This is a genomic window from Streptomyces roseirectus (genome assembly GCF_014489635.1).
GTDB classification, from domain to species: Bacteria; Actinomycetota; Actinomycetes; order Streptomycetales; family Streptomycetaceae; genus Streptomyces; species Streptomyces roseirectus.
Genome location: NZ_CP060828.1, coordinates 1,325,529 through 1,351,158, shown reverse-complemented (window position 1 = coordinate 1,351,158; position 25,630 = coordinate 1,325,529). Strand labels below are relative to the sequence as shown.

The following is a 25,630-nucleotide window of genomic DNA, read 5'->3' as shown; positions in this document are numbered from 1 at the left end:
GACACAGGGGCTCCGACCGACAAGGGGGGTGCGCCCGATGCCGGACGAACACACCGACCCCCGCTGCCTGGCCCCCGGAGAAGCCGGCGTGCTGCTGGCCGGTGCCGGATGGCGGCGGGCCGTCGTGCTGGGGGACAGCGTGGCCGACTCCGCCGGGATGGCCGTCGTGCCGGGGTACGCGCGGACCGCGTGGAGCGACCGGGTGGCCGGGGCGCTGCGGGAGGGGGACGCGGGAGCCGCGTGCCTTCAACTGCGGGCGAGGCGGGAGCTGTCGCTGTCCGAGGTGCGGTCCTGCCAGCTCGCGGACGCCCTCGGGTTCGGCGCCGACCTGGCGCTCCTGGCCTGCGGCGGGCCGGAGTCGAGGGCGCGGTCCTTCGAACCGGACGCCCTGGAGCTGGAGTTGAGCAGGATCCTGGCCGCGCTGCGCGGCGCGGGCTGCCGGACGGTCGTCGTGATCACGCCGTTCGACCTGACGCGCTCCGCCCGGGTCCCGGCGCAGCGGCACGCCGTCCTGCGCGCCCGCCGGCGCCTGCTGGCCGAACGGGTCGAGGCGGTGACCCTGCGGCACGGCTGCGTCCAGGTCGACCTGGCCGCCTACGCGGACGCGTACGCGCGCACGTACCCGGACGCGTCCGGCACCGACCCGTGGAGCGCGCACCCCTGGCGGCTGAACAGCCGGGGCCACGCGCTGACGGCGGCGGCCGTCGTCCGGACACTGGGCGGCTCACCGGGGAGCTGAGCAGAGGGCGGGCCGGCCGTCCACCAGGAACGACCGGCCCGTCCACCTGACCTGCCTGCACAGCGCCCCGCACTCCTGCGAAACCGCCCCCGAAGCGGCCCTCACCCCTCCAGCTCCGCCTTCAGCCTCCCCAGCGTCGCCCGCATCCCCTCCGCGTTCACCCGGTGCCGTACCTCCGGCCTGGTGCCCGTGAAGAAGCCGAGGAGTTCGGCGGGCCGGCCCTTGCGGCCGGTGCGGAGGTCTTCCCAGTACTCGGTGACCAGGGTGCCGTCCTGCTCGGGCGTGAAGCGGTAGCCCCACAGGGCGATCGGCAGGCCGAAGCTGGTGACGCGGAAGGCGAAGTCGCGGGCGGGGTCGGCGCGCACGACGCGGCAGTCGGTGAACCAGAGCCAGGGCCCCTTGCGGTTGAAGCCGGTGAACCGGGTGCCGAGGGTGACGGGCCCGCGCCGGCGCACCCAGACCCCGACGCACTCGGGCGAGAACGCGCCCATCCTCCGTACGTCGCTGATCGCCCGGTAGGCCCGCTCGGGCGTGGCCCGCACCAGCACGCTCTCCTCGACCCGCCACCTGCGTTCCCCGCCCACGCCCCGGCTCCCCTCCGTCGTCAGGCCCTGCTGAACACGAGGACGGCGTTCTGGCCGCCGAACCCGAAGGAATTGCTCACCGCGACCTCGACCGCCAGGTCACGGCCCGTCTTGGCCACCACGTCCAGCTCGACCTCCGGATCCAGGCTGTCCAGGTTCGCGGTGGGCGGGACGTGGCCCTCCTCGACGGTGAGGACCGTGGCCACGGCCTCGATCGCCCCCGCGGCGCCGAGCGCGTGACCGACCACGCCCTTGGTGGAGGTTACCGCCGGATGCGGCCCGACGGCCCGGCGGATCAGCCGCGCCTCGGACACGTCGTTGAGCGGTGTGGCGGTGCCGTGCGCGTTGACGTGGCCGACGTCCGCGCCGGTGACGCCCGCGTCCGACAGGGCCGCGCGCACGGCGAGTTCGGCGCCCGCGCCCCGCGGATCGGGCGCCGTCGCGTGGTGCGCGTCGGCGGACGCCCCGTACCCGCTGACCAGGGCCCTGATCCGGGCACCCCGGGCCCGCGCGTGCTCGGCGCGTTCGAGGACGAGGACGGCGGCGCCCTCCGCAGGGACGAAGCCGTCGCGGTCCGCGTCGAAGGGCCGGGAGGCCGCGGCCGGGTCGGCGCGGCGTTTGGAGAGCGCGCCCATCTGGCTGAAGCCGGAGACGATCGACGGCACGAGGGGCGCCTCGGTGCCGCCGGTCAGCACGACGTCGCACCGTCCGGTCCGCAGCAGCTCGCGGGCCATGCCGATGGCCGTGGTCCCGGAGGCGCAGGCGGTGGCGGTCACGAAGTTGGGGCCGCGCGCCCCGTACTCCATGGCCAGGTACCCGGCCGACATGTTGACCGACAGCATCGGGATGAGCAGCGGCGACACCTTGAGCGGCCCGGCGTCGCGCAGGACGTCGTGCTGCTTCTCCCAGGTGGCGGCGCCCCCGATGCCGTTGCCGAGGACGACGCCGACCCGGGCGCCGTCCCAGCCGGCCGGGTCGAGACCGGCGTCCGCGACCGCCTCCGCCGCGGCGGCGAGCGCGAGCTGACCGCACCGGTCCAGGCGCCAGGCCCGGCGCCGGCCGACCGCGGCGGCCGGGTCGAAGCCGGGCACGGCGCAGCCGAAGTCGGCGGGGGTGCCGTCGAGGGCGGGGACCGGCCCCGCCGCCGTGCCCCGGCCCTCCCGGATCCGGGCCCAGGACGCCGGGACGCCGATCCCGGCGCAGCTCACCATCCCGACGCCGGTGACGGCCGCGTCGAAGCGGGCGGCAGCCGCCATCAGACGGTCACGCCCTTCGCCTCGATGACCTCCGCCGCGCGCGAGACGGTGTCCTGCGGGCTGATGTCCTCGTCGTCGACCGGCACCCCGAACTCCTCCTGCGCGGCCAGGGAGAGTTCGACCATGGCCAGCGAGTCCAGCTCCAGGTCGTCGAAGGTCTGGTCGGGGCTGATCTCGTCGGGCTCCAGGCCGAAGCCGGTCTGCAGCAGGCGGACCATGCGGTGGTAGACGTCGCTCATGACGGGAACTCCTGTCGGTCGTGGTGATGCGTGGGTTCGGGTTCAGGCCGGTTCGATGTCCGGCCAGGTCACGGTGCAGGCGCCCCAGGTGAGGCCGCCGCCGAAGGCGGTCAGCAGCACCCGGTGGCCCGCGTTCAGGACGCCGTCGCGCCCGGCGTCGCCCAGGGCGAGCGGGAGGGACGCGGCGGCGGTGTTGCCGACCCGGTCGAGGTTGACGTAGCAGTCCGCGCGCGCGACCCCCAGCCGGTCGGCGACGGCGTGCAGGATCCGCAGGTTGGCCTGGTGCGCGACGACCAGGTCGGGCCGCTGCCCGGCCCAGCCGGTGCGGGCCAGCACCCGGCGCGAGGACGCGGTCATCCGCTCGACGGCGCCCCGGAAGACGGCCTTGCCGTTCATCCGGAAGTACGGGTCCGCCGCCTGCCCGGCCGCCGGGTACGGCTGCCGCGAGCCGCCGGTGCGCACGGCGATCAGATCGCTGCCGGTGCCGTCGCTGCCCAGGTCGAAGGAGCCCAGCGCGCCGGGCTCGGCCGCCTCACCGGCGCGCAGCACCACCGCCCCGGCGCCGTCGCCGAAGATCGCCCGCCCGGCCCGGTCGGCGGGGTCGAGGATGCGGGAGAACGTCTCGGCGCCGATCACCAGGACGCGCCCTGCGGTGCCCGCGGCGATGAGTCCCGCGCCGGCGGCGAGCCCGTACAGGAAGCCGGTGCACACGGCCGCCACGTCGAACGCAGCCACCGTGCCGAGCCCCAGCCGGGCCGCGACCAGCGGGGCGGTCGCCGGACAGGGCCGGTCGGGGGTGGTCGTCGCCACGACGACCGCGTCCACCCCCGGACCGGCGTGCGCGCGGGCCGACTTCAGGGCCCGGCCACCCGCCTCGACGGCGAGGTCGCTGGTCGCCGTCGCCGCGTCCGCGATGTGCCGCCGGCCGATGCCGGTGCGGCTGCGGATCCACGCGTCGGACGTGTCGACGAGCGCCGACAGCTCCTCGTTGGTCAGCGCGTACGGGGGCACCCAGGTGCCGAGCCCGCACACGACGGCCGCCGGGCCGCTCACGAGACCCCGCTCTCCAGCCGGGCCACCTGGCCGCTGACCTCGTCGAGGTGACCGGCCACCGCACGGTAGGACGCGAGGACCGACACCTCCTCGTAGGGCAGTCCGCTGCGCAGGCAGAACGCCTTCACCAGGGGCTGCGCCCGGCGCAGGTTGGTGCGCGGCATCGACGGGAACAGGTGGTGCTCGATCTGGTAGTTGAGGCCGCCGTAGAAGAAGTCGCCCAGCCGGCTCGGCCTGAGGTTGCGGGAGGTGACGACCTGCCGGGTCAGCCAGTCCAGCTCCTCCTGCGCGCCGTCGCGCACCGGCATGCCCTTGTGGTTGGGCGCGAACATCAGCCCCATGTAGAACCCGAACACGGCCTGGTGCAGGACGAGGAACGCGACCGCCTTGCCGGGCGGCAGGACGGCGAACAGCGCGGCGGTGTACGCCACCAGGTGCAGGGTGATGACGGTGAGCTCGGCCGTGCGGTACCTGGTGAGCGCGCCCCGGCGCGCGGCCACGTAGCCCGACAGGTGCAGGCGCACGCCCTCCAGGGTGATCAGCACGAAGAACATCCACGACTGGTGGCGCACCACGAACCGCTGGAACCGCGTCGTGCGCTTGACCCGGTCGCCCGCCTCGAAGATGACCTGCCGGCGCAGGATGTCCGGGTCCATCGAGAGGTGGTTGGGGTAGTTGTGGTGGGCCGTGTGGTGCCTGACCCACCAGCCGAAGCTGACGCCGGTCAGCAGGTTGCCGTGCACGTAGCCGATGGCGTTGCCCGCCCTGCGGGTGCGGACGATCTGCCGGTGGCCCGCGTCGTGGCCGATCAGGTCGGTCTGCCCGAACATCAGCCCCAGGTACCCGGCCACGGCCAGTTGCCACCAGGTGTCGCCGAGCAGCGCGAACGCCGTCCAGCCGGCCGTCAGGAGCAGGAAGTTGGCCGCGATCTTGTAGACGTACCAGCGGGGCCTGACGTCCATCAGCCCGGCGTCCCGCACGATCCGGGTGATCTCCTCCAGAGTGCCGGAGCCGCCCGCGCCCCGGACGTCCGTGGTGTCGGCGGTGGTCATATCGCCTCCTCCAGACCCATGTACGCGAGCCGCTTGCGCTGCATCGACTCGGCCCAGGCGTGGGCGGTCTCCAGCCGTTCCTCGACCGTGGTGTCGGCGAGGCGGCGGCCGGGCCAGATCTCGTGGTCGCCCACGAGGTCGCGGTGCGCGTCCAGGCCCTGCTGGAACAGGGTCTCGCGGCGCAGCACCATGTCCGTGACGGGCAGCTTCTCCCACAGCGCCCGGCCGTGGGTGATCAGTTCGAGGAGGCGTTCCCGGTCCTCGGGGCGGGCGAGCAGGTGCTCGCGGGCGATGGAGCTGCCCACGGTGAGATGGCGGATCTCGTCGATGCCGGCGCCCCGCTCGACGTCGGCGGCGGCCGGGTCGAACACCCGCCACTTCAGCTCGGACAGCTGCGCGGCCGGCGCGAGGACCCCCTCGACGAGGATCGTCAGCACGACCACCCCGCCGATGAAGTCCCGCCGCTCGCGCAGCACGTCCAGGCCCAGGTTCTCCAGCGGGACGAGGACGGCGTCCCGGTCGGCGCCGGCGAGCCGGTCGACGGCTGTGCAGAGGTCGTGCTCGGCGACGCCCAGGCTCAGCAGGTGGCGGCGGAACACCATCGCGTGCCGGGCCTCGTCCATCAGCTGGGTCGTGTAGAACTCCAGCGTCGCGGTGTCGGGCGCGAGCGCCACCAGGTACCCGAGCGCGCGGGTCGCCTTGTCCTCGGCGACGGAGCGGAACGCGAGTTCCTGGGTGAGCGCGTCGTTCAGCGGCCCGGGACGCCGGGTCACCTCGTGGGGGCGGACGTCCTCGTCGTGGCCGAGGACCTTGCCGCGCAGGGTGCCCTGGGGGACGGCGCGCAGCCAGTACCGCAGGTCGCAGCCGGCGGCGGTCAGTTCGAGCGAGCCCGCGCCGTCGACCAGGGACGGCGCGCGGTCCCAGTCGGCCTCGGGCGGGACGGTGGAGTCGGTCATGGTCAGCTCCGGTTCGTGTCGTCGGGCAGCCGGTGGAGGGTTTTCGCGAAGGTGAGCAGCGGGCTCTCGGCGGTGCCGAGCCGGGCGCCGGTCACCAGGCCGAGGACCAGTTCGTGGTCGCCGGCCGGCACGGTGCGCGTCACCCGGCACTGGAGCCAGCCGACGGCGCCGCCCAGCAGCGGCACCCCGTCGGCGGTGTGCCCCGCCCACACCTCGCGGCCGGGCCGGGCGAGCCCGTCACCCCGGTCGGCGCGGGCGAAGTGCCGGGCCAGCGGGTCCTGCCGGCTGCCCAGGACGTTGACGGCGAAGGCGCCGGCCGCAAGCAGCGCGCCGAGGCCCCGGCTGCCCCGGCGCAGGGCCACCGACACCATCGGCGGCCTCGTCGAGGCGAGGCTCAGGGTGCTGACGGTGACCCCGTGGGTGCCCTCGTCGCGGCCGCACGTCAGGACGGTCACGCCGGTCGCGAGCCGGTGCGCGGTGGCACGGGCGGAGGCGGTGCGGCTGCCTTCCGGCCAGCGGGCGACCGGGGACGAGGCGATCGGGGCGGTCACGGCGCCGGCCTCGCGTCGAGCCGGCCGGCGTACTCGGACCGGAAACGCTGGAACGCGGGGTGCGCCACCGGCTCGAAGTCCAGGGCGAACGGCTTGAGGAAGTTGCCGAACAGGGCCCGGTCGCCGAAGAGGTGGAGGGGCAGGGCCAGCAGCGCCCACTCCGCGCCCGCCAGCCAGATCCAGACGAGCGCGACGACCGTCTGCGTGGCCAGACTGTGCATCGTGTTGTAGAGGACGTAGTAGACCTTGGAGATCTTCTTGTCCCGGCTGCGGTGATAGGCGATCGCGCCCGGGATGTAGCCGATCAGGTCGATGTAGAGGAACAGGGCCACGGCGGGCAGCCACCGCACCTCGGAGAGGTGCGCGAGGAAGAAGCCGGCCGCGACCGCGAGGCCCACCGCGTACTCGGCGCGGATCAGCCGGTGGGTGACGGGCGTGTCGAAGGTGTTCCTGGCGTCCATCAGCGCGCCCCCGCCGTCCGCTCGCGGGCCAGCTCCACGGCCCGCACGAGCGCTTCGTCGCCCACGATCTCGGCCTTCGCGAACAGGCCCGTGACGACCAGGCCGATCGTCTCGCGGAACACGCGCTCGGCGACCGGGTCGAGGATCCCGGCCAGGCTCGGGATGCCGAAGTCGAACTCGGTGAAGAAGTCGATCAGGCTGTCCTCGCCGTCGCCGCGGATCCGCCAGACGCCCGAGAACTCGGCGAAGTCGCCGTCGTCCTGCGCGAAGGCGATGGTCAGGCCGGCGCGGTCGAAGGTGTCGGTCTCGCTCCAGCGCAGGACGCCGTTGCGGAAGTACACCTCCCACTCGCTGTGCTCCGTGCCCGCGTCCGCCCGGGTCACCCGTACGGACCGGACGACGGGGGAGAGCGCGGGATAGGCGGCGAAGTCCTTCACCCGGTCGAACGCGTCGGCGGGGGCGACGGCGACCGCGCGGATCGTGACCTGTGCGCTGCGCATGGTCAGACACCTCCAGGGGTCGGTGTGTAGCGGGCGGCCTGGATCCGGCAGGCGCGGTCCATCGCCGTGCGGAGGACGTCCACGTCCGCGTCGTCGAGCACGGCGGGCGGCGTCAGCCGCAGGACGAGATGGGAGTTGAGGGAGTGGTTGGCGATGACGCCGTGCTGGATCAGCTCGATCAGCAGGTCCCCGGCGGGGCCGGGCTCGGCGAACTCCACACCGAGCATCAGCCCGCGCCCGCGCACCTCGCGCACCGCCCCGCCGAAGTGGCCGGTGACGATCGCCCGCAGGTCGGCCAGCAGCCGCGCCCCGAGCGTCCGCGCGCGGGCGACGAGGTCGTCGTCCCGGATCGCCTCGATCGCCCCGCGCGCGGCGGCCATGGCCAGGGGCGCGCCGGAGAAGGTCGAGGTGTGCAGATAGGGGTCCCGGTCGAAGGCCGCGAAGGTCTCCGGGGTGGCGACGACCGCGGACACGGGGACGACCCCGCCGCTGAGCCCCTTGCCGACGAGCAGCATGTCCGGGACGACGCCCTCCGCGTCCGCGCCCCACCAGGTGCCCAGCCGGCCGAGCCCCGTCTGGATCTCGTCCAGGACCAGGAGGGCGCCGAACTCCCGGCACAGCGCCGCCACTTGAGTCAGGTAGCCGGGCGGCGGGATCACCACGCCGGCCTCGCCCTGCACCGGCTCCACGAACACGCAGCCCTCGCCCGGGATCCGCGCGAGGACGTCCCGCAGGGCGCCGGCGTCGCCGTAGGGGACGTGCGCCGTGCCGGGCAGCAGGGGGCGGAACGGGTCCTGGAAGAGGCTCTTGCCGGTGAGGGACAGGGCGCCCATCGTCTTGCCGTGATAGCCGCCGTCGGTGGCGACCAGCCGCGTGCGGCCCCGGGTACGGGCCAGCTTGATGGCCGTCTCCACCGCCTCGGCGCCCGACCCCGCGAAGTGCACCCGGCTCAGCCCCTCGGGCGCGACGGACACCAGGGCGTCGGCGGCCAGCGCGGCCTGCGGCTCCAGGAAGATACGGGTGGCGACGGGGTGGGCGTGCAACTGCGCCGCCACCCGGCGCACGACGGCGGGGTGGCGCGCCCCGGTGAGGAAGACGCCGTAGCCGCCGCAGTTGAGGAACCTGCGGCCGTCGGCGGTGAAGACGTGGGCGCCCTCGGAGGCGACCTCGACATGGCCGCCGAACAGCTCACCGAGGGTGGCGCGGCCCTTGCTGAGCCGGCCCCGGTAGAGGCGGCCCAGCTCATGGCGGTCGGGCAGGACGTCCGGCACGGTCACGGCGCCTCCTCAGGCCAGCCGCAGCGGCTCGCCCGCCACGTGCGCGAGGAACGGGGCCCGGAAACTCGCCCGGGACGGCGGATGGAAGGTCAGGCCGTGCGAGACGGCCGCCAGATACGCCACGTCGGACGCGCCGATGAACGCCATGCCGCCCAGCGTCTCCACGGCCCGGTTCACGCTCTCGCCGAGCGCGTCCTGCACCGCGTACCGCGCCACCAGGGTCTTCGCCAGCGCCTCGTCGTCGCGCTCGCCGTCCGCCAGCATCCGGGCGACGCCTTCGAGGAGCAGGTTCGCCCCCTCCAGCCGCGCGATCAGGTCCGCCCGGTCCGCGTCGCCGCCGCGCCCCGCCCGGTACACGCGCTCCACCAGGGCCGAGACCATCCCCAGGTAGGAGGCGGAGATGAGCAGTTCGAACCAGATGAACCCGACGGTCTGCAACTGGTCCAGCTCACCGGCCGCCCCGAACTCGGTCCGCATGATCAGCTGTTCGTCGACGAACACGTCCGTCAGCCGCACCTCGTCGCTCTCCGCGCCCGCCAGCGCCCAACTCCGCCAGAACGGGTGGCTGGTGATGCCCTCGGTGGCGCGCGGCACCAGCAGCACCGCCATGTCCCCGCCCCCGTCGGGCGCGGGCAGCGCGACGCTCGCCGTCAGCAGGTCCATGGACCGCGAGAGGCTGCACGGCTTCTTCGCGCCGTTGACGACGTAGCCGCCCTCGACGGCCGTCGCCCGCATGGTCGGCGCGAGGATGCCCTGCGCCGGCCTGCCCTCCGCGAACCCGGAGGCGACCAGCAGGTTCTGCTCGGCGATCCCTTCGAGGAGCGCCCACTCCATGCCGCTGCTCTTGATCGAGTCGGCCAGGGTGAACAGGGTGGCCACGGAGAAGTGGTGCATCGTCGTCGCGACGGCGAGCGACGGCGACACGGCGCCGATCGCCCGCACGACGGCGAGCGCCTGCAACGGGGTCGCGCCGATGCCCCGGTACTCCTTCGGGATCACCAGCGCCGGGCCCCCGGCGGCCCGGAAGTGGCCGAGCCCCGGGCTCTCGGGGCGCTCCAGGTCGGCGAGCGGGATGTCGTCGAGTTTCTTCAGCAGGCCGGGCAGACAGCTCTCGCAGGTCTCCCGGGCCGCGTCCAGGGCACGCATGGGCTTCCTCAGGGTCGGTGGTGGATACGGGACGTTCGGACGGGGTGGCGGGGTCAGCGGGCGCGGTCGGTGCCGAAGACGGCCTCGCGGGGGCGCAGCGGACGGCCGCTGACGCTGACTCCCTGGACGTGGGAGGTGCGCAGGGCCGGGTAGTTGGCCTCGCCGAACACGCCGCCGGTCAGGCCCGTGCCGCCGTGCGTGGGCAGGTAGGGCAGGAAACCGATGTGCGAGTCGTTCACCTTCAGCAGGCCGCCCTTGGTGACCCGGGCGGTGAACCGGTCGATCACCGCGCGGTCGCCCGTCCACAGGGAGTTGCGCAGCCCGTAGTCGTTGCTGTTGACCCAGTCGATGAACCGCTCCAGCAGCTCGTCGTCGTCGCCGTCGCAGCGCTCCGCGACGATCAGCGGGAGCAGCGGGAAGAACGTCTCGTGCGCCACCGCCCGCACCTCGCGCGCCCCGTCGAGGCCGCGCACCACGACGACGGTCGGTTCGAGGAAGATGCCGCCGGTGTCCCGCACCCCGTCGAGCTGCATGGCGTGGCCGCCGCACACCAGCTCCGCGCCCCGGTCGAGCGCGTCCGCGAGACACGAGAAGAACTTCTCGTTGCGCAGCACCGGGGTGAGCAGCACGCCCTCCTCACCGGCGTACCCCGGCCTCACCAGGGCGCTCTGGCGGGCGAGTTCGGCGGTCAGCGGCTCGGCGACGTCCGGGTGGACGAGCACCTGGTTGGGGATCATGCACAGCTGGCCCGAGCCGTAGAAGCTCTCGGTGAGCGCTTCGGCGGCCAGCTCGACGTCGGCGTCCTTCCAGACCACCACCACGTCGTTGCCGGCGAGTTCGAGGACCGGCTTCTTCCCGGCGGCGACACAGCGCTCCTGGAACCTGAGGCCGTTCTCGCTGCTGCCGAAGTACATGACGTCGTCGACGTACGGGCTGTCCAGCCAGGCGTTCAGCATCGGCGCCGGATCCCCGCACACCACACCGAGGGTGCCGGGCGGCGCCCCGACCTCCTCCAGCGTCGGCACGACCACCTCGTGCAGCACGTACATCACCCCGAGCGGCGCACTGCGCGGGGCCCGCACGACCAGGGTGTTGCCCGCGAACAGCGAGGTCACCCCGAGGAGCGCGCTCGACAGCGGAGCGTTCTGCGGCGGGCTGAGACAGACGACGCCGTCGGGCTGCCGGCGCACGGAGATCTCCCGGACCCCGTGCCGGAACTCCTGGAGCAGTTGTGCGCGGTAGAAGCCGAGCGACTCCGGCCCGAAGCACTCCAGCATGCCGGAGACCTGCCAGCGGGCCAGCGCCAGCGGGTGGCCCTCCTTCACCAGGATGTCCGTGATCTCCCCGGCCCGCTCCGCCAGCCGCTCCCGCAGCAGTGTGCCGAGCTGGTCGAGACGGACGTCCAGCGGCACCGCGGACCAGACCCGGCCGGCCCGCGCGGCGGCCTCCAGCGCCTGGACGACCGTGTCGCGGCCCGCCTTCGCGACCCGGCCGACGATCGTGGCCGGCAGGGTGCTCCCGGCCGCCCGGTCCGCCGGCCACCGGCCGCGCTCCAGCTTCCGTTTCAGGGTCAGACTCGCGAACGCGTCGTCGAGCAGCGCCGCCGCGTCCAGGACGTAGATCCACTCCGTGCTCGGGATGTTCTTGCCGTCGACGTAGGAGAGATACGTCGGGGTCCCCGGCGCGAGGCGGACCTCCTCCTGGGCGGGCGGCGCACCTCCCGTCCTGCGCGTGCCGTTCACACGTCCCCCGCTTTCGTCAGCGTGCCGAGCAGTCGGCATTCCGGGCAGTCGGCATGTCGGCTCCGGCTGCGCTGCGTAATCTTCCAGCGAGGGCTGAGAAGGCCCTGAGACGGGACTGAGACGGCCGTTTCAGGGATATCGAAGCCGGGCGTCCGAGAATCTGCGGAAAACGGGCGCGCGGGTGAATCCGTGCCCTGCCGGACGACAGGGGGACGAGATGTCCACGACTGAGGATTCGGTGGCCTTCGACTCCGTCGCGCGGTCGCTGCGGAAACACGCCGACAATCCGAGCGCTTTCCTCGCGCTGAACACCGGGACCGAGTATTTCTCCCGGCCGGGCACGGAAGGGTTCGTCGCCTATCGGACAGCGGGCCGTTATCTGGTGCAGTTCGGCGGGGCTTTCGGTCCCGAGGAGGAACAGGAGGACGTGCTGCGCGCCTTTCTGGAATTCGCGCGGGGGGCGCGGAAAAGGGTCTGCGCGATCCAGCTCCAGCGCACCGACGCCGAGCTCTACGCCCGCTGCGGATTCACCGTGAACCAGGTGGGGTCGTCGTTCTCGCTGCGGCTGCCCGAGTTCACGCTGAAGGGCACGCGGTTCATGAAGCTGCGCAACAAGATCTCCCGGGCGGGGCGCAGCGGGCTGCGGGTCGAGGAGGTCGCCTACGCCGACGTCGCCGGTGAGATCGCGGCGCTCGACCGGCGCTGGCTGCGCGGCAAGGGCCGGCACGTCAAGGAGATCGAGTTCCTTGTCGGGCAGTGCGGCGGGCCCGCGCAGGGGGAGCGGCGGCTGTTCGTCGGCCGCGTCGAGGGGGCCGTCGTCGCGTACATCTCCTATTCGCCCGCGTACGGGGCCCGGCCCGGGTGGCTGCACGACCTCAGCCGACGCGACAGCGCGGTGCCGCCGGGGGTGATGGAGGCGGTCAACGCGCACGCCATCGGGGTGTTCCGGGCGGAGGGGGTCGAGTGGCTGCACTTTGGATTCACGCCGTTCACGGGGCTCGATCCGGCGGTCGAGGTGGGGGGTGCGAGTGCGGTGACGGCGCGGTTCATGCGGTTTCTCGCCGGGCACGGGGAGAAGGTCTATCCGGCGGCCAGTCAGCTCGCGTACAAGGAGAAGTGGGGGCCCCAGCTGGTGCTGCCCGAGTATCTGGCGTTTCACGGGCGGGCTCGGTTCGGGGCGATCTGGCAGATTCTGCGGGTGACCAGGTCGATCTGAGGGGGGGGCTTGTGTGTGGGGGCTTGCGGGGTGGTGCTTGTGGGGCGGTGCTCGGGGTGGGGGTGTCGGCCGGCGCCCCTGGCCCGGTGGTGGGTCGGGGGCGCCGGGTCGCGGGTGTTCGGCGGGTGCCTGGTGCGTGCCCGGTGTGCGCCCGTCGTGTGCCCGGGGTGTGTCAGAAGCCGGCCGCTCCGGTCAGGGGTTCCTGGCGGAGGATCTGCTGGAAGCGGGTGCGCAGGGCGTGGCCCGGTTCCAGGCCGAGGCCCTGGGAGAGGCGCTGCCTGGTGCGGTGGTACGCGTCGAGCGCTTCGGCCTGCCGGCCGGAACGGTACAGCGCGGTGATCAACTGCTCGCAGAAGCGTTCCCGCAACGGGTACTGGGCGTGCAGTTGCTCCAGTTCGGTGACCGCGCCGCGGTACCTGCCCAGCGCGAACTGGGCGTCGAAAAGCTGCTCGTAGGCCGTCAGCCGGGTCTCCGTGAAGCGGGTGGAGGCCATCCGGCACAGCATGCCGTGGCCGGTGTCGAGCAGCGCGGGGCCGCGCCACAGCGCCAGCCCCTCGGTGAGCAACCGGACGGCGTCCTCGGGGGCCGAGTCCTGGAGGAGCGCCGCCCTGCGGACCAGGTCGCAGAAGTGCAGCGCGTCGACGGCGCGGTCCGGCACCGCGAGCGCGTAGCCGAAGGTCGAGGTCGTGATCAGGTCCCGGAGGCTGCCCGTGCCGGTGCGGGCCGCGATGATGCGGCGCAGCCGCGCGATGTGCCCGTGGAGCGAGTTCTCGGCGTGCCGGGGTGGGTTCTCTCCCCAGAGCTCGTCGACGAGGGAATTGCGGGAGACGGGGTGACGGGGAGTCAGGGCCAGAGTCGCGACGATGGCGCGTAACTTCTCCCCGGGAATGTTCAGCGAAATATGCTCGTCGCTCATCTCCAACGAGCCCAGCAGGCGAATCTCCATTCTCACTCCAACATCCGAGTGTGCTGCGCGAAAACGCGAGGAGACACGGGGGAATGGCGGATCGAAGTGAAGGAGATGACCGCACATGAAAGACTGCATATGGAAGCGACTTCCCCCGTGGCTACCATCTCTCGAACAGTAATGCCCTCACCTGGGGGTGGTCAATGCACCGACCCCGGGCCGACGGGGCGTCGGAACCTGTGAATCGACGGATCACCCCGCTCCACAAAGAGTCAATGAGCGGCAAAGGCCCCTGGCGGGCACCGAAAGCGGCTGATCCTCATCCGCTCACCGAGAGTCACCACCAGGGGTGTTAATTGTGACGCACGTCACATGTGGTGGCGTTGCCCGGTGTGCGTCAGCCGACGACCGCCGCGCGTACGCACAGGACGTCCGGCAGGTGTGAGGCGAGCTGCCGCCAGGTGTCCCCGTCGTCGGCGGAGGCGAACACCTCGCCGTTGCGGTTGCCGAAGTAGACGCCCGCCGGGTCCGCGTCGTCCGTGCACAGCGCGTCCCGCAGCACCGTGCCGTAGTGCGCGTCCTGGGGCAGGCCGGCGGACAGCGGCTCCCACGTCTCGCCCGCGTCCGTCGTACGGAACACCCGGCAGCGGCGGTCGGCGGGGACGCGGTCGGCGTCGGCGGTGATCGGGAAGACGTACGCCGTGCCGCCCCGGTGCGGGTGCGCGGCGACCGCGAAGCCGAACGTCGACGGAAGGCCCGCGCCGATGTCCTTCCAGTGCGCGCCCCCATCGTCACTGCGGTACACGCCCCAGTGGTTCTGGAGGTACAGCCGGTCCGGGTCCGCCGCGTCCCGCGACACCTTGTGCACGCACTGGCCGAACTCCGGGTCCGGGTCCGGCAGGAACACCGCCGAGACGCCCGAGTTGGACGGCGCCCAGCTCGCGCCGCCGTCCGTCGTGCGGAACACGCCCGCCGCCGAGACCGCGACCGTCACCACGCGCGGGTCCCTGGCGTCCGTCAGCACCGTGTGCAGGCCCTCCCCGCCGCCGCCCGGCACCCACTTCGAACGCGTCGGGTGCTCCCACAGGGGCCGGACCAGTTCGAAGCTCTCGCCGCGGTCCTCCGAGCGGTACAGCGCCGCCGGTTCCGTACCCGCGTACACCACGCCCGGCTCGGCCGCCGCCGGGTGCAGCTGCCACACCCGCTCCAGCGACGCCTCCGTGTCCTGCGGGAACTTCACCGCGGGCCTGGCCGGCTCCGTCCACGTCCGCCCCAGGTCGTCCGAGTGGAAGACCGACGGGCCCCAGTGCGCGCTGTCGCCGCCCGCCAGCAGACGCGGGGACGGGCCCCTCGTGTCGATGGCGACCGAGTAGATCGCCTGCGCGTTGAAGTACGGACTCTCGTCGAACTCCCAGTCCGCGCCGTTTCTCCCGCGCCCGATGAACAGCCCCTTGCGGGTCCCCACGGCGAGCAGCACCTCGGTCATTTCCGGTCACCTCCGCGACGTCCTTGTCCCAGCTCGGCCAGTCTGCACCCCACCACTGACACTGACCTCCGGAGCCCGCGTCGCCGCAGGTCAGCGGCGTCGGACAGAGTTTCGAGCATGCGTCGTGGACCACATTTCCACGGTCGCCTGCGCGGGTGGCGGGGTGCGTGGGAACGTCGGGTCACAGGTCTCGCCCTGAGCATCCGGGCGGCCCGCTTCGTATGGGAGTGCGGTCGGGGGATGTTCGCGTGCTCATGAGGAGGAAGGCTTCGATGGCGTTCCGTGGTCCGGGGATGTGGCTGGGGCGCGGCGGGCGTCCGCCGGTGCTGCTCTGGCGCTGGCGGCGCAATCCGCTCAAGCGGCGCTCCGACGTCGTCGAGGCGTGGGTGCTGCTGGGCGCCTGGACGTTCGCCGTATGCGCCGGCGTCCTCGCCGGGTGGGCCGCCGCGAGCAGCATGGAACGGGGGCTCGCGCGCGAGCGCGCCGAGTGGCACACGGTCGAGGGGACCCTCACGGAGTCGGCACCGCCGCCCGCCGCCGAGCCGGAGAGCCCCGCCCGGACGGAACACCTCTGGACCAGGGTCACCTGGCCCGGCCCCGACGGCACGCCCCGCACCGGGCAGGTCCGCGTCGCCGCGGGCAGCCCCGCCGGGACCCACGTCGACGTCTGGACCGACGCGCGGGGGCGCCTCGTCACCGAGCCGACCACCCCCGCGCAGGCCCGCCTGCGCTCCACCCTCGTCGGCACCCTCGCCGGCGCGACCTCCGCCGCGATCCCCTTCGTCACCGGCCGCCTGCTCCGGGGCCGGCTGGAGCGGCGCCGGGTGGAGCAGTGGGGGGTGGAGTGGGCCCGCTTCGACCCGCTGTGGGGGCGGCGGCAGACGGGGTGAGGGGCAGACGGGGCGGGTAGCGGGCCGGGGTGGCAGCGGCGGAGGGTGACTTATCGGAAACGGGACGTCAGACCGTCTCGGGCAGCGCCCGGTCGAGGATCGTGCCGAGGTCCGCAGAGTCGGGCAGCGTGCCGAAGGAGTGCCCCCAGTCGCCGTCGAGCCGGGTCGCGCAGAACGCGTCGGCGACGGCAGCGGGCGCGTGCCGCACCAGCAGGGACGCCTGGAGGGTGAGCGCCATCGACTCGACGACACGACGCGCCTGCGTCTCGGACGCCCCGGCCAGCAGACGCTCCACGCGCGCGTGGGCCGCGTCGAGACGGGCGTCCGCCCCGCGCGCGAGCGCGAGTTCCGCGACGTACGCGTCCCGGGTGTCCGCGTCCCGGGCCAGCGCGCGCAGGACGTCGAGCGCGTTGACGTTGCCCGAGCCCTCCCAGATCGACAGCAGGGGCGCCTCCCGGTAGTGCCGGGGCATCCCGGAGTCCTCGACGTACCCGTTGCCGCCCAGGCACTCCAGGGCCTCGGCGGTGAAGGCCGGGCCCCGCTTGGTCACCCAGTACTTGCCGACGGCCGTGGCGATGCGCCGGAAGGCCCGCTCCCCGGCGTCCCCGCGCGCGGCGCGGTCGGCCGCGCCCGCGAGCCGCAGGGTGAGCGTCGTCGCGGCCTCGGACTCCAGCGCCAGGTCGGCCAGGACGTTGCGCATGAGGGGCTGGTCGATCAGGCGCGCGCGGAAGGCGGTGCGGTGCCGGACGTGGTGGCCCGCCTCGACGAGGGTCCTGCGCATCAGGGTCGCCGTCGCCATCACGCAGTCCAGACGCGTGCAGTTGACCATGTCGATGATCGTCTTGACGCCCTGCCCCTCCGCCCCGACCAGCCACGCGTGCGTGCCGTCGAACTCCGGCTCGGACGACGCGTTGGAGCGGTTGCCGAGCTTGTCCTTGAGGCGCTGGATCCGGAACGGGTTGCGGGTGCCGTCGGGCAGCACGCGCGGCACGAGGAAGCAGGACAGCCCGCCGGGGGCCTGCGCGAGCACCAGGAACACGTCGCACATCGGAGCCGACGTGAACCACTTGTGGCCCCGCAGGACGTACACGCCGGGCTCGGCGGACGGCACGGCGGACGTCGTGTTCGTCCGGACGTCCGAACCGCCCTGCTTCTCCGTCATGCCCATCCCGGCGAGGATCCCGCGCTTCTCGGCGGGCGCGCGCAGGCCGGGGTCGTACACGCGCGCGGTGAGCAGCGGCTCGTACACCTTCGCGAGGTCCGGCTGGTGGCGCAGGGCCGGGACGGCGGCGTACGTCATCGACACCGGGCAGCCGTGGCCCGCCTCCGTGTGGTTCCACACCAGACCGCCCGCCGTACGCGCGACGTGCGCGCCGGGACGGTCGTCCGCCCACGCGGCGCCCGCCAGGCCCTCGGTGACGGCGACGTCCATCAGGGAGTGCCAGCTCGGGTGGAAGTCGACCTCGTCCACGCGGTGGCCGTAGCGGTCGTGCGTGCGCAGTTCGGGTTCGTGGCGGTTGGCCAGGTCGCCCCACTCCTGCGCCGCCACGCTCCCGGCGCGCCGGCCCAGCGCGCGGACGTCCGCCTCGGCCCACCCGGCGCCCTCGCGGCGCAGGCCCTCCAGGAGGGCGGGATCGGCGGAGGCGTCGTAGGGGGCGAGGGGCGGTGGCTGGTTCGTGACGTCGTGGGTCGTCTGCGGCGCCGGAGTCGGTGTCATGGCCTTCATGTTGCGCTCGTGCTGCGGCTGTAGCAATAGCGCAACAAGGAGTGGTCGTAGAGTACGTCCCCATGCGCAGGGATGTGACGGAGGAGACGGGGCTGCGACCGCTGTCCGCGCGGTCGGTCGTCCTGAGCCTGCTGCTCGGGGCGCAACCGCCGGAGCTGCCGGTGCGCGAACTCGTCCGCCTCGTCGAGCCGTTCGGCATCGGCGGGTCCACCCTGCGGGCCGCCCTCAGCCGGATGACCACCGCCGGCGACCTCCGCCGCACCGGCGCCGTCTACGGCCTCAGCGACCGCCTCCTGGAACGCCGCCGGCGCCAGGACGCCGCGCTGCACCCCGAGACCCGCCCCTGGACCGGCGACTGGGAGATGGCCGTCATCACCACGACGGGCCGCCCCGCTGCCCAACGCGCCGACCTCCGAGCCGAGTTGACGTCCCTGCGGCTCGCGGAACTCCGCGAGGGCGTCTGGCTCCGCCCGGCGAACCTGTGCCGCCCGTGGCCGCCCCACCTCCACGACGTCACCCGCTTCACCTCCCGGCCGGCCACCCCGCCCCTGGAACTCGCGGCCACCCTCTGGCCGTTGACGACATGGCAGGCCACCGCCGAAACCCTCCTCCACCACGCCACCCACGCCACCACCCCCGCCGCCCGCTTCACCACCTACACCGCCATCGTCCGCCACCTCCGCACCGACCCCGCCCTCCCCACCGCCCTCCTGCCCCCCACCTGGCCCGCCGACTCCCTGCGCACGGCCTACGCCGCCTACCGCGAGGAGTTCACGAGCCGACCGCGCGAGGGGGCCGGGGACCGGCCGGGCTGAGGTCCGCGCCGGGGGGGCGAGGGGGTGGACGGGGTGAGATCCGCGCCGGGGCCGAGGGGTGGGCGGGATGCCCGCCGGAGGCGAGGGGGTGGATGGGCTGAGATCCGTGGTTGGGCCGAGGGGGACGGGATGCCTGCCGGGGGCGGGCGGGGTGCCCGCTGGGGGCGAGGGGCGGCCGGGCTGAGATCCGCGCCGGGGCCGAGGAGGTGGATGGGGTGCCGCCGGGGGCGAGGGGCGGACGGGGTGAGATCCGTGGTTGGGCCGAGGGGGACGGGATGCTCGCCGGAGCCGAGGGGGTGGGCGGGGGGCCCGCCGGGGTTGAGGGGTGGGCGGGGTGCCCGTCGGGGCGGTGACAAAGCCCGGGAGGGCGGCGGCCGGTGAGGGCGGCGGGTCGAACAGGGCTGCGCGCCAGCGAGTTGCGACGGCCTGCGCGGGGAGGATGAGAGCGAGGGCGACGGCCCGCGCAGGCAGGGCGAGGGCGGCGGTCCGCGCGGGGAGGGCGAGAGCGAGGGCGCCGGCCCGCGCAGGCAGGGCGAGGGCGCCGGCCCGCGCAGGGAAGGCGAGAGTGAGAGCCCGCGCGGGGAAGGTGAGTTGCGACGGCCCGCGCCGGGAGGGCGAGGGTGACGGCCCGCCCGGCACCGACGTCCGATTCCCGACCGGCCCGGCTCCCCCCAACCCCCAACCCCCAACCCCCAACACCCGGCCGCGCGCAACACCGTGCGGGTGCGCTGCGTGCGGCCGGGGCCCCGTGGGGGGAGCTACCGGTAGGTGACGTCCGACGTCGCGTACTTGCAGTACGTCCCGTCGGGCCCGGACCCGTTGGTGGACGGCTCCTTGCCGGAGTTGTTGCCGATGTACTTCTGGCAGGGCACGATCTTGCGCCCGCTGTCGCCGACGATGGTGACGCGCCGCAGGGTCGCGCTGTCGCCGTAGTTGGTGTTGATGCCGACGAGCTTCCCGCCGGAGTACGTCGCCTCGATCGTGTTGAGGTTGATGGTCCGCTTGTACTGCGTGGAGCAGTTCCCGCAGGACCGCACGAACGTCCCGAAGTTCTGGACGGCGAAGTTGGACACGTTGAGCGTCCCGGCGCCGTTGAACTGGAACACCTTGTCGCTGGCGGCGCGGGCGCCCCCGCCTGAGACGGTGTAGACGTTCGAGGAGGACGAGCCCCGGAAGGTCGCGGCGTCCTCGCCGACGTCCTCCCACCAGACGTTCTGGAGCGTGCAACTGCCCTTGCAGTGGATCCCGTCGGCGGCGGGCGCGCCGAGGATGACGTTCTTGAGGACGGCCCCGGCGGCGAGTTCGAGGATCGGCCCCTGGTCCTCGCCCTGGTTGTCGGTGCCGAGCGCCCCGGTGCCGTAGAGCCGCTTCATCCCGTAGTCCTTGGTGCCGGAGACCGGGATGGTCGAGGAGACGCCCTGGCTCCCGTTGGCGGACGGCCAGGTCGCCGCCTGCGCGGGAGACGCCGCCCCGCTAGTCATGATCATGCCAATCGAGAGCGAGAGTGCGGCGAGCCCACCGCCGGCCGCGCGCGCTAAAGAAGTCATGTCCCGTACGCCTTCTTTCAGTTGGGGAGTGAAACACCTGCGGGAGGAACACCCGCTGGAGAAACGCCTGTTGGAGAGATGCCGGGGCTGAGGGAAACTCAGAGCTTCCCGGCCCCCGCCCCCGCCGCCACCGACGCGACGACCGTCGACGCCGGCTCGGCCGTGTACCCGTACGGCGGCGACGTGAACGACCCGGTCCGCGAGATCTCGGTGGCGGCTCCCCCGAGATCGCTCCCGCGCAGGTTCGCGAACCCGTCGACGTCACTGCTCCGACTCGTCGTCACCGCGACCTTCGTGTTCCGGAAGACGTTGTTCTCGACGAGCATCTGCGCGCCCATCCGCGAGTGCACGGCGGTCTCCGCGCCGGTCACGTGGTTGTCGTAGAAGTGCCCGGTCCCGAACCGCAGGCTGGGGATGCGCGAGTACACGTCGCTGAACAGGTTGTGGTGGTACGTCACCCTCAAGTGCCCGGTGTCCTCGGCGGAGTTCTTGTCGCTGTGCCCGACGAGCGACCCCTTGAAGTGGTCCTGGTCGTGACTGCGGTCGGCGGAGAAGGAGTTGTGGTCGATCCACACCTTCGTCGAGCGCTGCACCTCGACGCCGTCGGCGGGCGCCGGCGGCTTGCTGATGTCGAGGTTGCGGATCACGACGTTCGTGACGTTCTTCAGCCGCAGCCCGCCACCCTTGAACCCGGACGACGAACCGACGCCCAGGACCGTCGTGTTGGACCCGACGTCGACCTGACCGTCCAGCGTGATCAGGCCGTTGACCCGCACGACCTTCGAACCGGCGTCCGTCACCGCCGACGTGAACGCGGCCAAGGTCGAGACGGTCACCGCCGAGGCGCCGCCGCCACCGGTCGTCCCGGCGCCGAACCCGACCGGCGAGGCCGGCGCGGCTCTGCGGGCGAGGGGATGTGTACGCATGTGGGGGCGTCCCTTCACGAGGACATGTAGCACATATCCGTGAACAGAAAACGTGATGTTGAACGCTGGTGCATGCGCGAGGCGACCTTTATGGGCAACTGGGGAGCGGCTCGATCACATCGCTGAACGGAACGTAGGGGGTAAGCGCTTTCTGGTCAACGGTTCGCGCAGAACGGATCCAGCCACCTGTGAAACTCCGGAAAGAGGTGTGGGAGCGCTTCCATGGGATGCCGTGCCCATGTCACCATGCGGACCGGGTGCCCCCAGGCTCCCCGCACGCGTCCCCGAGCCGTGAGCCGTGACAGAAGGGACCGACCCGTGTCCACCCCCAACCCCCCGCGCACGGCGCTGCGTTCGGCGCTCACCGCGCTCGCCGTGCTGCTCGCGGCGCTGTTCCTCGCCCCGCCGCCGGCCTCCGCCGCCCCCGTGCCGCCCGCGACCTTCACCGAGGTCACCGGCTTCGGCGCCAACCCCAGCAACCTGCGCATGTGGGCGTACGCGCCGGCCAACGTCAGTGCCCGCCCGGCCGTCCTCGTCGCCGTCCACTGGTGTGGCGGCTCCGCGACCGACATGTACAACGGCAGCGAGTACAAGTCCCTCGCCGACCGGTACGGCTTCGTCGTCGTGTACCCGTCGGTGACCCGCGCCAGCAAGTGCTGGGACGTCGCCTCCCCGCAGGCCCTCAAGCGCGGCGGCGGCAGCGACCCGGTCGGCATCAAGTCGATGGTCGACTGGGCCGTCACCAACTACGCGGCGGACACCGGCAAGATCTTCGTCACCGGCATGTCGTCCGGCGCGATGATGACGAACGTCCTGCTCGGCGACTACCCCGACGTCTTCGCCGCCGGCGCCGCCTTCGCGGGCGTGCCCTTCGCCTGCTTCGCCACCACGAACGGCTCCGAGTGGAACAGCGACTGCGCGAACGGCACGATCATCCGCACCCCGCAGGCGTGGGGCGACCTCGTCCGGGGCGCCTACCCCGGCTACACCGGCCCCCGGCCGCGCATGCAGGTCTGGCACGGCACCCAGGACGACGTCCTGCGCTACCCCAACTTCGGCGAGGAGATCAAGCAGTGGACCGACGTCCACGGCCTGACGCAGACGCCGTCCGCCACCGACTCACCCAACGGCTGGACGCGCACGCGCTACGGCGGCACGGGTGACCAGGCCCCCGTCGAGGCGATCAGCATCCAGACCGGGCACAACGTGTACGCGAGCGGCATGGGCGCCCGCGTCCTCACCTTCTTCGGCCTCACCCCCGACCCCGGCCCCGGCAACCCCAACCCCACGGGCCCCTGCAAGGTGACGTCCAGCGTCAGCGCCTGGAACACCGGCCTGACCAACTCCGTCACCCTCACCAACACCGGCACCGCCGCGCTCAGCGGCTGGCGCCTCACCTTCACCCTCCCCGCCGGCCAGACCATCACCAACGGCTGGGGCGCCACCTACGCGCCCGCGTCCGGCGCGGTGACGGCCACGAACGCGGCCTACAACGCGGCCCTCGCACCCGGCGCGTCCGTGACCGTCGGCTACCAGGCGAGCCACACCGGCAACGCGGCCGCGCCGAGCGCCTTCTCCCTCAACGGCACGGCCTGCGCGTAGAACTGACGGGTCATCAAGTGGTCGGGGTGCCGGACGGCACCCCGACCACGGCGCGTCAGCCGTCCGTTCGCGCGGCCACCGGTGAACCCGCCCCGGCCGGAAGGTGGTTGAAGAGCAGATTGAGGACGATCGCGGTGAGGCAGCCCGCGCTGATCCCGCTGTTCATCACCGTCTGGAACCAGTCGGGGAACTTCTCGTACACGGTCGGCACCCCGACCGGCAGCAGCCCGACCGCGACCGACACGGCGACGACCGTCAGATTGTGGTTGTCCCGGAAGTCGACCCCGGCGAGCGTGCGCAGGCCGCTCGCCGCGACCGTCCCGAACATCGCGAGCCCCGCCCCGCCCAGCACGGGCGCCGGCACGGCCGCGACCACCGCGCCGAGCTTCGGCAGCAGCCCGAGGACGACGAGGATGCCGCCCGCCGCCGCGACGACCCACCGGCTCTTCACCCGCGTCATCCCGACGAGCCCCACGTTCTGCGCGTACGCCGTGTACGGGAACGTGTTGAACACCCCGCCCAGCACGGTCGACAGCCCGTCCGCGCGCAGCCCGTCCGCGAGCGGGCCCTCCTTCACCTCGCGGCCGGTGAGCTCGCCGACCGCGATCAGGTCACCCGTCGTCTCGGTCATCGTCACCAGCGCGACGACCAGCATCGAGATGATCGCCGACGCCTCGAACACCGGCGCCCCGAAGTGGAACGGCGTGCTGACCCCCACCCAGTCCGCGTCCCCGACCCCGCCGAAGTCCGTGAACCCGAGAGGGATCGCCACCGCGAGCCCCACGAGAATCCCCGCGAGCACCGCGACCCGCGACAGGAACGGCGGCCCGAACCGCTGCACGGCCAGGACGACGGCGAGGACGAACGCGGCGAGCCCGACGTTCTTCGGCGCCCCGAAGTCCGCCGAACCGACCCCGCCCGCAGCCCAGTTGCCGGCGACCGGCAGCAGCGACAGACCGATCACCAGGATCACCGTCCCGGTCACCAGCGGCGGGAAGAACCGCAGCAGCTTCCCGAACACCGGTGCCAGCAGCACGATCGCGAGCCCCGCCACGATCACCGACCCGTAGATCGCGGGGAGTCCACCGCCCGTCGTGCCGATCAGCACCATCGGCGACACCGCCGCGAACGTGCAGCCCTGCATGATCGGCAGCCGCACCCCGAACCGCCAGAACCCCACGCACTGGATCAGCGTGGCGATCCCGCACACCAGCAGATCCGCCGTGATCAGGTACGCCAGGTCGGCCGCCGACAGCTTCATCGCCCCGCCCACGATCAGCGGGACGGCCACCGCGCCCGCGTACATCGCGAGCACGTGCTGGAGGCCGAAGGCGGCGAGGTGGCGTATCGGCGGCACCTCGTCGACGGGATGGACGGTCATGTGCGCTCCTGAGCGGAAGGGGACGGGAAACGACAGCACGTGACCGTAAAACGGTTGAACAGATTGTTGATTTCCGGGGTGTTGCCGCTCTGTATCCCTCTCGATCCCGCCGGACGGTCGCCGCCTTGCTCCTCAGGCGCCCGGACCGACCGCCGCCCGCAGCGCCGCCCAGTCCGGCAGCTTCACCACACCCCGCCCGAGCGACGCGCCCCACACCGCCTCGGCCCGCTCGATCGCCCGCCACCCCTCCCAGCCGACCGGCTCCACCCCGGACGACCGCAACAGTGGCAGAGGATCCGTGAGTTGACGGTCGGTCAGGTCAGCCAGCAGTGAGGCCGCCGTCTCCTTCGCGCACGGCCGGTTCGTCCCGATGACGCCCGTCGGCCCGCGCTTGATCCACCCGGCCACGTACTCGCCGGGCGCCACCACACCGTTCCGCAGCACCCGCCCGGCCGTGTGCGGCACCGTGCCGAGCGCCGCGTCGAACGGCAGCCCCTCCAGCGGCACCCCGCGATAACCGACCGACCGCAGCACCAACTCCGCCCGGATCTCCTCGAATTCACCCGTCCCCACGACGCCGCCGACGCCGTCGGGCACGGTTCGCTCGAACCGGACGGCACCCACCCGCCCCCGCTCGCCGGGCAGCAGCGCGACGGGCCGGAGGAAGAAACGCACGTGGATACGGCGGCCCGCGCTGTCGGTCTCTGGACGCGCCCAGCCCCGCAGCACCTCCACGTTGCGCCGCTGCGCCGCAGGGAGCCCCGACGGGTCGGCGTACCCCGGATCGAGCGCCAACTCCCGTGCGTCCGTGGTGACATCGACGCCCGGCAGACCGCCCAGCTCGCGCAGCTCCTTCGTCGTGAACCGGGCCTGCGAGGGACCCCGCCGGCCCACCATGTGCACCTCGCGCACCCCGCTCGCCGCCAGCGCGAGCAGCGCCGCCTGCGGGATGTCGGTGGGGCTCAGCTCGGCCTCGGCGCGGGCCAGGATCCGCGCCACGTCCACCGCGACGTTGCCGACGCCGATCACGACGGCCGAGCGGACGCCGGTCAGGAAGCCGTCCGCGCCGGCGTCGGGGTGTGCGCTGTACCAGGACACGAACTCCGTCGCCGACCAGCTGCCCGGCAGCCGCTCGCCGTCGATCCCGAGCCTGCGGTCACCGGCCGCGCCGACGCAGTACACGACGGCGTCGTACAACTGGCGCAGTCGTACGACCGTCACACAGGACGGGCCGACCTCGACGCCGCCGAGGAAGCGGACCCGGTCGTGCTCCAGGACCGTCCGCAGGTTGTTCTGGAGGGACTTGATCTTCTCGTGGTCCGGGGCGACGCCGTAGCGGACGAGTCCGTAGGGGCACGGCAGCCGGTCCAGGACGTCCACGAGCACGTCCGGATCGCGTTCCACCAGGCACTGGGCGGTGTAGACCCCGCTCGGTCCTGACCCGACGACGGCGACACGCGGCACGGCGGACTCCTCACTCGGAGGGGTTCCAGGATGACACCGGGCGGGCTGCGCTGTCAGGGTGCGGGGCGGTACCGGTGTGCGTGTCAGTTCGTATGGAATGTGATGATGCGGTTA

24 protein-coding genes are annotated in these 25,630 nt (G+C 73.0%); 5 read left to right on the top strand and 19 right to left on the bottom strand.

Annotated elements, in window-relative coordinates:
- Positions 1-37 precede the first annotated feature (37 nt).
- The gene (locus IAG44_RS05515) at positions 38-739 is read left to right on the top strand and encodes a GDSL-type esterase/lipase family protein (protein WP_187746000.1); all 702 of its coding nucleotides are present in this window, start codon (positions 38-40) and stop codon (positions 737-739) included.
- A 101-nt stretch (positions 740-840) separates the two neighbouring features.
- Here the strand turns inward: IAG44_RS05515 and IAG44_RS05510 are convergent, their stop codons facing one another.
- The 12 genes from IAG44_RS05510 to IAG44_RS05455 are packed head-to-tail and all read right to left on the bottom strand — an operon-like array spanning position 841 to position 11,556.
- Positions 841-1,323: an SRPBCC family protein gene (locus tag IAG44_RS05510; RefSeq protein WP_187745999.1), complete on the bottom strand. Its 483-nt coding sequence runs from the start codon at positions 1,321-1,323 to the stop codon at positions 841-843.
- Between the two features lie 20 nt (positions 1,324-1,343).
- Complete coding sequence (locus IAG44_RS05505; RefSeq protein ID WP_187745998.1) at positions 1,344-2,579, bottom strand: beta-ketoacyl-[acyl-carrier-protein] synthase family protein; 1,236 nt, start codon at positions 2,577-2,579, stop codon at positions 1,344-1,346.
- On the bottom strand, positions 2,579-2,818 hold the full coding sequence (locus tag IAG44_RS05500) for an acyl carrier protein (RefSeq protein ID WP_187745997.1): 240 nt from the start codon (positions 2,816-2,818) through the stop codon (positions 2,579-2,581). The genes IAG44_RS05505 and IAG44_RS05500 overlap by 1 nt, the downstream gene beginning before the upstream one ends.
- Before the next feature lie 42 nt (positions 2,819-2,860).
- Positions 2,861-3,871 (bottom strand): beta-ketoacyl-ACP synthase III, encoded by a 1,011-nt coding sequence (locus IAG44_RS05495; RefSeq protein WP_187745996.1) that lies wholly within the window; start codon positions 3,869-3,871, stop codon positions 2,861-2,863.
- Entirely contained in the window at positions 3,868-4,923 is a 1,056-nt protein-coding gene (locus tag IAG44_RS05490) for a fatty acid desaturase family protein (RefSeq protein WP_187745995.1), read from the bottom strand. Before IAG44_RS05490 ends, IAG44_RS05495 begins: the two co-directional genes overlap by 4 nt.
- Positions 4,920-5,879, bottom strand: coding sequence for a ferritin family protein (locus IAG44_RS05485; protein ID WP_187745994.1), 960 nt, complete (start codon positions 5,877-5,879; stop codon positions 4,920-4,922). The genes IAG44_RS05490 and IAG44_RS05485 overlap by 4 nt, the downstream gene beginning before the upstream one ends.
- 2 nt (positions 5,880-5,881) lie before the next feature.
- Complete coding sequence (locus IAG44_RS05480) at positions 5,882-6,430, bottom strand: flavin reductase family protein (RefSeq protein WP_187745993.1); 549 nt, start codon at positions 6,428-6,430, stop codon at positions 5,882-5,884.
- Positions 6,427-6,891 (bottom strand): hypothetical protein, encoded by a 465-nt coding sequence (locus IAG44_RS05475; protein WP_187745992.1) that lies wholly within the window; start codon positions 6,889-6,891, stop codon positions 6,427-6,429. Before IAG44_RS05475 ends, IAG44_RS05480 begins: the two co-directional genes overlap by 4 nt.
- Positions 6,891-7,391 (bottom strand): type II toxin-antitoxin system RatA family toxin, encoded by a 501-nt coding sequence (locus IAG44_RS05470; RefSeq protein ID WP_187745991.1) that lies wholly within the window; start codon positions 7,389-7,391, stop codon positions 6,891-6,893. The genes IAG44_RS05475 and IAG44_RS05470 overlap by 1 nt, the downstream gene beginning before the upstream one ends.
- A gap of 2 nt (positions 7,392-7,393) precedes the next feature.
- Complete coding sequence (locus tag IAG44_RS05465) at positions 7,394-8,668, bottom strand: aspartate aminotransferase family protein (RefSeq protein WP_187745990.1); 1,275 nt, start codon at positions 8,666-8,668, stop codon at positions 7,394-7,396.
- A gap of 9 nt (positions 8,669-8,677) precedes the next feature.
- Complete coding sequence (locus IAG44_RS05460; protein WP_187745989.1) at positions 8,678-9,814, bottom strand: acyl-CoA dehydrogenase family protein; 1,137 nt, start codon at positions 9,812-9,814, stop codon at positions 8,678-8,680.
- 53 nt (positions 9,815-9,867) lie between these two features.
- Positions 9,868-11,556, bottom strand: a complete 1,689-nt coding sequence (locus IAG44_RS05455) for an aldehyde dehydrogenase family protein (protein ID WP_425508422.1) — start codon at positions 11,554-11,556, stop codon at positions 9,868-9,870.
- A 217-nt stretch (positions 11,557-11,773) separates the two neighbouring features.
- On the opposite strand from IAG44_RS05455, the gene IAG44_RS05450 reads away from it, so the two are divergent.
- Complete coding sequence (locus IAG44_RS05450) at positions 11,774-12,772, top strand: bifunctional lysylphosphatidylglycerol flippase/synthetase MprF (protein ID WP_187745987.1); 999 nt, start codon at positions 11,774-11,776, stop codon at positions 12,770-12,772.
- Positions 12,773-12,944: 172 nt separating this feature from the next.
- Here the strand turns inward: IAG44_RS05450 and IAG44_RS05445 are convergent, their stop codons facing one another.
- Together IAG44_RS05445 and IAG44_RS05440 are read right to left on the bottom strand one after the other, a co-directional pair.
- The gene (locus tag IAG44_RS05445) at positions 12,945-13,718 is read right to left on the bottom strand and encodes an AfsR/SARP family transcriptional regulator (protein WP_187745986.1); all 774 of its coding nucleotides are present in this window, start codon (positions 13,716-13,718) and stop codon (positions 12,945-12,947) included.
- Positions 13,719-14,076: 358 nt separating this feature from the next.
- On the bottom strand, positions 14,077-15,165 hold the full coding sequence (locus IAG44_RS05440; RefSeq protein WP_187745985.1) for a WD40/YVTN/BNR-like repeat-containing protein: 1,089 nt from the start codon (positions 15,163-15,165) through the stop codon (positions 14,077-14,079).
- A 272-nt stretch (positions 15,166-15,437) separates the two neighbouring features.
- Between IAG44_RS05440 and IAG44_RS05435 the strand changes: the two genes are divergently transcribed.
- Positions 15,438-16,055 (top strand): Rv1733c family protein, encoded by a 618-nt coding sequence (locus tag IAG44_RS05435; RefSeq protein ID WP_187745984.1) that lies wholly within the window; start codon positions 15,438-15,440, stop codon positions 16,053-16,055.
- Positions 16,056-16,122: 67 nt separating this feature from the next.
- On the opposite strand, the gene IAG44_RS05430 is transcribed toward IAG44_RS05435, so the two are convergent.
- Positions 16,123-17,772, bottom strand: coding sequence for an acyl-CoA dehydrogenase family protein (locus IAG44_RS05430; protein ID WP_187745983.1), 1,650 nt, complete (start codon positions 17,770-17,772; stop codon positions 16,123-16,125).
- Between the two features lie 71 nt (positions 17,773-17,843).
- Between IAG44_RS05430 and IAG44_RS05425 the strand changes: the two genes are divergently transcribed.
- On the top strand, positions 17,844-18,596 hold the full coding sequence (locus IAG44_RS05425) for a PaaX family transcriptional regulator C-terminal domain-containing protein (RefSeq protein WP_187745982.1): 753 nt from the start codon (positions 17,844-17,846) through the stop codon (positions 18,594-18,596).
- 758 nt (positions 18,597-19,354) lie between these two features.
- On the opposite strand, the gene IAG44_RS05420 is transcribed toward IAG44_RS05425, so the two are convergent.
- Both IAG44_RS05420 and IAG44_RS05415 read right to left on the bottom strand, forming a co-directional pair.
- Positions 19,355-20,143: a pectate lyase gene (locus tag IAG44_RS05420; RefSeq protein ID WP_187745981.1), complete on the bottom strand. Its 789-nt coding sequence runs from the start codon at positions 20,141-20,143 to the stop codon at positions 19,355-19,357.
- A gap of 98 nt (positions 20,144-20,241) precedes the next feature.
- On the bottom strand, positions 20,242-21,069 hold the full coding sequence (locus IAG44_RS05415) for a pectate lyase family protein (protein ID WP_246561509.1): 828 nt from the start codon (positions 21,067-21,069) through the stop codon (positions 20,242-20,244).
- A 318-nt stretch (positions 21,070-21,387) separates the two neighbouring features.
- On the opposite strand from IAG44_RS05415, the gene IAG44_RS05410 reads away from it, so the two are divergent.
- A complete protein-coding gene (locus IAG44_RS05410) occupies positions 21,388-22,671 on the top strand; it encodes an extracellular catalytic domain type 1 short-chain-length polyhydroxyalkanoate depolymerase (protein ID WP_187745980.1) in 1,284 nt (427 codons plus the stop codon).
- 55 nt (positions 22,672-22,726) lie between these two features.
- On the opposite strand, the gene IAG44_RS05405 is transcribed toward IAG44_RS05410, so the two are convergent.
- The gene (locus tag IAG44_RS05405) at positions 22,727-24,052 is read right to left on the bottom strand and encodes a nucleobase:cation symporter-2 family protein (RefSeq protein WP_187745979.1); all 1,326 of its coding nucleotides are present in this window, start codon (positions 24,050-24,052) and stop codon (positions 22,727-22,729) included.
- Positions 24,053-24,184: 132 nt separating this feature from the next.
- On the bottom strand, positions 24,185-25,516 hold the full coding sequence (locus IAG44_RS05400; protein ID WP_187745978.1) for an FAD-dependent oxidoreductase: 1,332 nt from the start codon (positions 25,514-25,516) through the stop codon (positions 24,185-24,187).
- Positions 25,517-25,630: the final 114 nt, after the last annotated feature.